The sequence below is a fragment of the Rahnella bonaserana genome (assembly GCF_019049675.1).
Classification (GTDB): Bacteria; Pseudomonadota; Gammaproteobacteria; order Enterobacterales; family Enterobacteriaceae; genus Rahnella; species Rahnella bonaserana.
The window spans coordinates 1-8392 of sequence record NZ_JAFMOW010000038.1; the positions used below are offsets into that span (position 1 = coordinate 1).

11 protein-coding genes are annotated in these 8392 nt (G+C 55.3%); 2 read left to right on the forward strand and 9 right to left on the reverse strand.

The features are described 5' to 3' along the window. Positions 1-84: 84 nt before the first annotated feature. Genes J1778_RS00290 through J1778_RS00330 form a run of 9 tightly spaced genes read right to left on the reverse strand, consistent with a single transcriptional unit; the run spans position 85 to position 7001 of the window. Positions 85-627, reverse strand: coding sequence for a DUF3833 domain-containing protein (locus J1778_RS00290; protein WP_217171514.1), 543 nt, complete (start codon positions 625-627; stop codon positions 85-87). A 22-nt stretch (positions 628-649) separates the two neighbouring features. After that, the gene (locus J1778_RS00295; protein ID WP_238484491.1) at positions 650-1177 is read right to left on the reverse strand and encodes a hypothetical protein; all 528 of its coding nucleotides are present in this window, start codon (positions 1175-1177) and stop codon (positions 650-652) included. Then, a complete protein-coding gene (locus J1778_RS00300) occupies positions 1177-1677 on the reverse strand; it encodes a DUF2878 domain-containing protein (protein ID WP_217171515.1) in 501 nt (166 codons plus the stop codon). Before J1778_RS00300 ends, J1778_RS00295 begins: the two co-directional genes overlap by 1 nt. Then, the gene (locus tag J1778_RS00305) at positions 1674-2906 is read right to left on the reverse strand and encodes an SAM-dependent methyltransferase (protein ID WP_217171516.1); all 1233 of its coding nucleotides are present in this window, start codon (positions 2904-2906) and stop codon (positions 1674-1676) included. The genes J1778_RS00300 and J1778_RS00305 overlap by 4 nt, the downstream gene beginning before the upstream one ends. Positions 2907-2908: 2 nt before the next feature. Next, positions 2909-3625, reverse strand: a complete 717-nt coding sequence (locus J1778_RS00310; RefSeq protein ID WP_217171517.1) for a DUF1365 domain-containing protein — start codon at positions 3623-3625, stop codon at positions 2909-2911. Next, positions 3622-4980, reverse strand: coding sequence for an NAD(P)/FAD-dependent oxidoreductase (locus tag J1778_RS00315; RefSeq protein WP_217171518.1), 1359 nt, complete (start codon positions 4978-4980; stop codon positions 3622-3624). The genes J1778_RS00310 and J1778_RS00315 overlap by 4 nt, the downstream gene beginning before the upstream one ends. A 1-nt stretch (position 4981) precedes the next feature. Further along, entirely contained in the window at positions 4982-5698 is a 717-nt protein-coding gene (locus tag J1778_RS00320; protein ID WP_217171519.1) for an SDR family NAD(P)-dependent oxidoreductase, read from the reverse strand. Beyond that, positions 5698-6150 carry a nuclear transport factor 2 family protein gene (locus tag J1778_RS00325; RefSeq protein WP_217171520.1) on the reverse strand — a complete coding sequence of 151 codons (453 nt, stop codon included), beginning with the start codon at positions 6148-6150 and terminating at the stop codon, positions 5698-5700. Before J1778_RS00325 ends, J1778_RS00320 begins: the two co-directional genes overlap by 1 nt. Then, positions 6150-7001, reverse strand: a complete 852-nt coding sequence (locus tag J1778_RS00330; RefSeq protein WP_217171521.1) for a MerR family transcriptional regulator — start codon at positions 6999-7001, stop codon at positions 6150-6152. Before J1778_RS00330 ends, J1778_RS00325 begins: the two co-directional genes overlap by 1 nt. A gap of 180 nt (positions 7002-7181) precedes the next feature. Between J1778_RS00330 and J1778_RS00335 the strand changes: the two genes are divergently transcribed. Beyond that, complete coding sequence (locus J1778_RS00335) at positions 7182-7751, forward strand: helix-turn-helix domain-containing protein (protein WP_217171522.1); 570 nt, start codon at positions 7182-7184, stop codon at positions 7749-7751. A 24-nt stretch (positions 7752-7775) separates the two neighbouring features. After that, positions 7776-8315, forward strand: coding sequence for a GNAT family N-acetyltransferase (locus J1778_RS00340; RefSeq protein ID WP_217171523.1), 540 nt, complete (start codon positions 7776-7778; stop codon positions 8313-8315). The last annotated feature ends 77 nt before the right edge of the window (positions 8316-8392 follow it).

Here is an 8392-nt window from a genome sequence, read left to right on the forward strand (position 1 = left end):
GGGCGGGAGGGGGTTTAGCTGGCGACTCCGGCGACGCCATTAATACCCCACTCCTCCCGTTTGCACGGGAGGGAGCAGATCGAGTTAACCCTGTTTCTTCTCAAAGAAGATCGACACCCGTGCGACTTCTACGCCGAATTTTGACAGCGAGGTCACGTTGAACAGGTGCTGTTCGTCCTGCTGATAAATCCAGTCATCGAAGGTCAGGCGGTAGGTGCTGCCGCCTGATTTCACATCCATCACATATTTCCAGTTAAACGCGTTGCCGGCAGAATGACCGGTGGCAGTTCCGATAATATCGCCCGCCGTGCCCGTATAGCTGCCGTCAGCGAGTTTACGGATGTGCCAGACGCGGGTTTGCTTCTCGCCGTCGTCATACACAAAATCTTCATGCAACGTCAGCGTATCGCCTGCCACGTCACCACGAATTTTCACGGTAAAGCGTCGCGTTTGTTTGTTGCTGTAATCCTGCACCATGCCGTACGCCACGCTGTCACCGGCGAACCAGGTAAAAATATCCAGCTTTGGCTGAGCCTGAGCGTAATCCTCGATATTGGCTTTGCAGCCGCTGAGGATCACAATGCAGCCCATCAGTAGTGCGAAAAAACTCTGGCGAAAAACAGTCATAAAGCCTCCGGTCAGAAGGATGTCAATCCGATGCTGTGGCACCGGTCAGTTTGTTGCGTAAATCCGGATATTGCGTTTCAGGGGAGAGCCAGATGGCCAGGAAGGCATCACGAAAAGCCGGGGTGAACGCTTTGCCTGCCGGGTTAATCATCACGCTGTTGGCCGCACGGCTGTAAAATTGTCCGCCGTTTTCTGTGGCGACAAAAATGATTTCGCTGCCATTACTGACGTCCGGCCAGGTATTTTCAACCGCGTCCAGCCAGCCATTTTTCTGCGCTTGTGTCAGTAATCCGAGTGCCTGCCACTGTTCTTCGGTGGCTTTGGTCAGTTCCTCGCGATCAATACTGCGCAGGTAATCAATGTCCAAAGCCAGCGGCCATTTTTGCGGCTGATATTTGCCGTCGGGAGTCAGCAACTGCGAGTTGTAAACCTCAAAAGGCCCCCAGCTGAGCGTGGCGTGTCCGACAGGTTTCCACTGTTCCCAGGGCACAGCAGCGAAAAGCGGGGTGGAAAATACCAGCATCAGTGCGGTGGTTAACAGTGCTTTCATCAGCTTCTCCGCAGTGAATGTTGGCTGATCAAAACCGGCAGGCTGATCAGCGGTAAAAACAGTGCCCAACCCGCGGCCAGCGCCAGCCAGACGTACAACGGCGTGGTCTGAAGTTGCATCGCACCAAGGTGCATTCCGACAAAATAAGCAAACGGGCCGCTGACGGCACCCAGCGGAATTAACCAGTACACTTTCAGCTGTAAAACCCCCAGCAGCCACAGCCACCAGGCGCTGAAGCCCAGCCACAGCGCCATCATCCACGGTGGCACGGCGGCAGAATCCGTAAACTCAAACAGACCCAAAATGCACCACAACGAATCCATCATAATGCCCAGCGTACAGGCCACCGCGACCCACAAACGGCGGCGCGACGGGGTGAACGCCAGCATCAGAAAACTGCTGATCAGCAGGAAAATAATAAAACGGTCGCGCCCCCAGACTGCCAGCGTCCACCAGACGTCGAAGCCTGCTGCCAGCAACCAGAAGCGCAGGGACATCATCCGCGTCGCTCGGCAGTCAGTTGTACGGTGCTGATGGTGCGGGCGCGGAAACCGGCCTCGCAATAGCACAGATAAAACAGCCACAGGCGGCGGAAATGTTCGTCCTGCCCGTCACCGGTTTGTGTATTCCAGTAACGCTGCACGCGCTCGCGCCATTCATGCAGGGTGCGGGCGTAATCGGAACCGATATCAAACAAATCGCGAACCACCAGACTGGTACAGCGTGTCATGGTGTCATTCATGGCGGTGATGGAGGGCAGAAAGCCGCCAGGAAACACATAACGCTGGATGAAATCGACTTTGCGGCTGTAAGACGCGTAACGCTGATCGGCAATGGTAATCGCCTGTATTGCCATGCGTCCCTGGGGTTTGAGCAGGGCGTTACAGCGTTTGAAAAAGGTTGAGAGATAACGCTTTCCGACCGCTTCAATCATTTCAATCGACACCAGTTTGTCGAACTGGCCGCGCAGCGAACGGTAGTCCTCGCACAATACGGTGACGCGGTCGCTCAGCCCGGCTTTTTCGATACGCTCGCAGGCAAAGCGATATTGCTCGCGGGAAATGGTGGTGGTCGTCACCTGACAGCCGTATTCGCGCGCGGCGAATTCTGCCATCGCGCCCCAGCCGGTGCCGATCTCCAGCAGATGATCTCCCGCATGCAGCTGCAGCTGGTCGCACAGACGGCGCATTTTGGCTTCCTGCGCCTGCTCCAGCGTCATTTGTGGTTCCTGATACCAGGCGGAAGAATAGAGCATTTTCTCATCGAGAAAGCCCTGATAAAAATCGTTGCCCAGATCGTAATGCGCGGAGATATTTTTTCGTGCCTGAGAAGGGCTGTTGCGGCGGAAAAAGTGGATCAGATTATTGGCGGGCGTGCTGAGCCAGCTCAGGCGCGCCTCGAGCTTATCCACCAGTTTCAGGTTTTCCGCCAGTAGCTGTAACACCGTCGTCAGATTCGGCGTAGTCCAGTCACCATCAATGAAACTTTCGCCTGCTGCAATGCTGCCGCCCAACAACACCCGGCGGTATGCGCGCAGATGATGTACTTCGATTTCGCCCTGCAAAGGCGCGGCGTGATCACCAAAGAAAATAGCTTCTTCGCCCGGCTCCCGCAGGGTCAGACCGGCTCCTTTTAGCTGCTTCAGCACGCTCAGGATCAATGCGCGTGCGGCCTTGCTGCGCCTGTTGTTCGCCCCTTCGCGGGCGAGCTGCACTTCAGGTTGGCTCATGGTCAATCCTTATCAACGGGAGGATGAGAATAAATGGGGGCCCGTTTCAGCCACAGTTTCAGCGCCTGCCAGTAAATGGTCAGCGCGGTTTTTGCGGTCATCAGGGGCAGCCGCCACAATTGCTGACGCAGCGCTTCGCGGGTCAGCGGGCGGGCAGTCAGTGAAAGGGCAGCATCGAATTCACGTTCTTTACGGTGATTTTCGATAGTGATGTGTAACTGTTTTCCCGGGGGTGTCAGGCGCCAGTGATAGACCATGTCCATCGGATTGAAGGGCGACACGTGAAAGGCTTTCGGTACCGGCTGCGAGCCGTCAGGGAGCACCGCGTAGGTGTGGCGTTCGTTCCAGGGCGTATTACGCACTTCGGCCAGCATCCAGCGCAAAATTCCACTGTGATCATAGAGGTAGTAGAAGTTGACCGGATTGAAATAACAGCCGAAATAACACAGCTGACATAGCAGCATGACGCGTCCTTCGGGGCGTTCGCCGGTCAGTTCGGCAATTCTGGCCTGCGCTTTGGTTTTGATATCGCCACCACCGAGATAATCTTTACGGCGAAAACTGGCCGGAGAAAATTTTTCCAGCCGGATACCCAGAGCGGGCAATGCGTCCAGTTCATCGAGATCAATCAGCGGCATGAAAATGTCATAGTCAAAACGGTGCTCAACCGGCGTAAACCGGCGATGGCGCACCGTGCCAACATATAACTGGCTGTTCATGACGCCTCCCGTTTATCCTGCCCGCGACCGGCCTGCAAACTGAACAACCGCAGGCTCAGCTGTTCCGCCACGTCGCGTGCGCTGTTAACGCCATCTTCATGAAAACCGTTATACCAGTACGCGCCGCAATACCAGGTATTGTGGTGGCCGTTGATCCGGTAACGCTCCTGCTGCGCATGGTGGCTGGCCAGGTTCAGCACCGGATGCATATAAGTGGCGCGGAATAAAATTTTGCTTTCATCAACCGGCATCAGCGGATTGAGGGAAACACAAAACGTTTGCGGCGCGTTCAGCCCCTGCAAAATATTCATGTTATAGGTCACGCTGGCACGCCGGCTGTGCGCGGGACTGGCATCGCGCATGTCCGCACGTTCCGCCGGATGGAGCGTATTCGGTAACTGATAATTCCAGCTCGCCCAGGCGCGTTTCTCGCGAGGCAACAGGCGCGTGTCGGTATGCAAAATGACGTCATTGGCCTGATATGGCAGCGCACCGAGAATGCTTTTTTCTGTGTCCGTTGCGCTCTGACCCAGAATGTTCAGCGCCTGGTCGGAATGGCAGGCGAAAACGACCTGATCAAACTGTTCTTCACCCCGCGCTGAATGCAGCGTCACGCCGCCGGCCGAGCGGACAACGCCAGTGACCGGCGTGCTGGTCAGCAGTTTTACGCTGGCGGGAAGTTTCTCCTGCATCCGGCGGATATACTCGCGCGAACCTCCCGGCACCACCATCCACTGCGGACGATTTGTCACATCCAGCAGCCCGTGGTTGTCGAAAAAGCGCAGGAACATCGACAGCGGAAAATTAGCCATATCACTCAGCGAAGAAGACCAGATCGCCGCGCCCATCGGCAGCACATAGTGCAGGGCGAAGAACGGGGTGAATCCGTTTTGATCCAGCAAATCAGCCAGCGTGTCTTCGTCGTTGTGCGGATTGAGCAGACGTGCCTTACACAATTTGTTAAAGCGCAAGATTTCGAAAATAAACCGCCAGAACCGCGGCCTGAAGAGGTTTCGCCGCTGAGCAAACAGGCTGTTGAGCGAGTGCCCGTTATATTCGAGTTTGCTGAGCGGATTACGCACAGAAAAACTCATTTCCGTCGGCTGACCTTCAATGCCCAGCTCTTTAAGCAGGGCAATGAAATGCGGATATGTGCGCGAGTTATAGACAATAAATCCGGTATCGACGGCGTATTCCTGGCCGTCTGACATCACATCCTGCGTGGCGGTGTGCCCGCCTAAGGTTGCCGACGCCTCAAAGACGGTAATTTCGCAGTCCGGCTGATTCTTTGCCAGCAACCAGGCACAACTCAGCCCTGAAATCCCGCTGCCCACTATAGCCACTTTAGTCGTCATTTTATTTCACCATTTTCCGGCATAACCATTTTTGCATACCGACCGGCAGCAGCGCGGCAGTTTTTAGCAAACGGGCAAAAAGAGGAGGGAAGGCAATTTCACTGGCTCCGTGCGCCAGTTTTTTCCGGATGTGTTTGGATGCCTGCGCTGCCGTCACCATCATTGGCATCGGAAAATCATTACGGTCTGTCAGCGGCGTTTCGACAAATCCCGGCTGGATCAGGGAAATATGGATCTGACGCCTGGCCAGATCCACAGCCAGAGAGCGTGCGAAAAAGGCCAGCGCGGCTTTCGAAGCACCGTAGGCTTCGCTGCGTGAAAAAGGTAAAAGCCAGGCGGTGGAACCGACCAGCGCCACACGACTGCCGGAAGCCAGGCGCGGCAGAAGGGCATCGAGACAATTGACCGGGCCGATGAAATTGGTGTTCATCACGCGGGCGACTTTTTCAGCTTCAACCACGCCGTCATCAAGATATTCGCAGGTTCCGGCGCACAGGATCACCAGATCTGCTTGCACATCCTGCAAAGCCTGACGGGTTTCTGTTAAATCGGTGATATCAAATCGTAGCGGGATAATCAGCGGACTGGCGGCGGCGACGGCTGTGAGTTTTTCGCCGTCACGTCCGCAGGCGATAACTTCCCAACCTTCTGCGGCATAGTCCTGAGCCAGCTGTTTTCCGATACCCGAACTGGCACCGGTGATCAGGACGCGGCGCATTATTTCAACCTGGCTTTAACTGCGCGCACAGCGCCGCCGAGCAACGGAATGTGCTCATACAGCATTGCACCGAGATCATAATAATCGCGCTGATAGGCAATCCGGTTGTCCGCCAGGCGCAGATGGCTGGCGCCATCAAGAAACATGGCCTGACCTTTTTTCAGTGCCGGATGCGAAAACTCCATACGCCAGAACAGCGACGCTTCAGCGCCAGAGGTCAGCGGAGGCTGGATATCAAAGCGGCAATAATTCACTTTTTTGAGCAACTGTGCGAAATAACGTTCGAGGGCTTCCACGCCGTCGTAATGCGAAACCGGATCAATGAACACCACATGCGGATGATAAATTCGCGAAAGCTGCGGCAGCTGGCTCACATCAAGATGGCTGTAAAATTCGCAAAGCCGTGTCAGAACATCAGCGGGTATCGCGGGTTCAGGAAAATGTGTAATCATTATTTTTTCCTTTCATTACGCACTGGCACTATCTCAAGAACAGGAGGCGCGCCTGCACCGTGAAGTGTTTCGACATTGTCGTTTTCGTCTTCGCTCTCTTGTGAGCCGAGCAACAGGGCAGAACTGCCCAGAAGAAGGATCGACAGCCCCTGTTCAACCCAGTTCAGCAGACGCTGGCGTTGAATTTGCGTCAGCCTGCCTTCAGCCCATAACAGAATTTGCGAACCACTGAGATTTTCAAGATGCGGGTCATCGAGGGGAACCGGCATGATTTCCACCTGCATCCCTTCCTCACAACGCACAATGGCTTCCAGCCACAGCTCGGTGCTGTCCAGATGTCCCCAGCCAACCAGCGTCGCCGGATTGCCGGGACGTTTACGGGCGGCACCCATGCACATCACCGCGTGCTCAATGATCAGGCCGTCAAGCTGGCTGCGTAACATCAGCAGGCGCGGATCCCCTGCACTGAGACGCGAACGCAAGGGTCTGAGCACGTTATTCACAAACGACGCCGCCGGATATTCGCGACCGAGTTCCATCATCAACTGACGGACTTTATTGCTTCGACCTTCCTGAAGCGCAGTCAGCAAACTGTGTTCAGACTGCGACCAGCCGCCCGGCAGTGCATCCACTTTGCCTTCGAGCAGGGATTTCACCTGACCAACAGGTATCCCGCGATTAATCCAGCCCAAAATAGTGCGAATGGTATCAAGGTCATCATCATTAAACAGACGATGGCCGCCTTCGGTGCGCTGCGGTTTTAGCAAGCCGTAACGGCGTTGCCAGGCGCGCAGCGTGACCGGGTTGATACCACAAATTCGGGCGACTTCGCCGATGCTGTAAAGAGACATAATGAATTCCAAAATTTTCGCACTCACTGATCTTAACTCTAGCGCCAGATTGCAAAGCTGTACAACTTTATTATTTTTGTACAACTTGCCTAATACTTTTCGCCTACATTATTTTAACTTGCAATGTTCTCATATCAGAGATATTTTCCCGATATTGAGATTTAACAGCAGGGTAAGAAAATGGAAGAAGGGCAGGAAAGTCACGATCTGCGTCTCGCTGAGCGTCTGGCAGAATTACGTATCGGGCAGGGCTGGTCACTTGAACAACTGGCGCAACTGACCGGTATCAGCCGTGCCACACTTTCGCGAGTCGAGCGGGCAGAAACCAGCCCGACGGCATCTTTGCTGGGCAAACTAAGCGCGGCTTACGGGCTAACGACTTCACGCCTGCTGATGGCGCTGGAAGACAACCCGCCGGAGCTTATCCGCCGCGCGCAGCAACCGGTCTGGCATGATCGCGAAACCGGTTTTGAGCGTCTTTCAGTCTCCGCGCCGGCCCCCGGTTTTCGTGCTGAGCTGATTTCCGGCTTGCTGAAGTCAGGCGCGACAATTTCGTATGATTCCCCGCCGGTGGACGGCCTCGAACAGCATATCTGGATGCTGGAAGGTGTGCTGGAATTCACCCTCGATGGCCACTGTTACCGGCTGGAGGCGGGAGACTGTCTGCGTTTTCATCTTCACGGCACATCATCTTTTCACGTACCCGGCCCGCAGGATGCCCGTTACGCCATCGTTATTTCACGTCCTTAACATCTGATGAAAAGGGTTATTCCCATGCAAAACAGCAATGAAGAAGTGGTGATCAGCGAAGTGCAGGGCGGCGTGCTGACGCCTGCGGATCTGGATGCGCTGGCGGAGACGCTGATGCAATCCGTCGCACTCGGCGCAAGTATCGGATTCATTTTGCCTTTTGGTTTTGTGCAGGCGCAGGCCTTCTGGCAAAAACTTTTACCGGCTTTTGAGCGTGGCGAAAAGCGTCTGCTGGTGGCGCGGGTGGCCGGGAAAATTGCCGGTACCGTGCAACTGGTCGTCGATCAGCCCGCCAACGGTATCCATCGTGGCGATGTTGTAAAACTGATGGTTCACCCCGACGGCCGCCGTAAAGGGATCGCCCGTCAGCTGATGACAGCAGTCGAAGCGCTGGCACGCGAAGAAGGCAAAACCCTGCTGGTGCTGGATACGGTGACGGGCAGTCCGGCGCAGACATTGTATGAAAATCTGGGCTTCACCCTCAGCGGAACGATCCCGCACTATGCGATGTCAACGCAAGGCATGCTGGAATCGACAAGCGTGATGTATAAAGTGCTGATGTGAAATGTTTTAAAGTCAAAACCGTGGGCGTCGGCCCACACCGACTTGGGGGGCGGCCTATCGCCGCCGCCCCCCAAGAC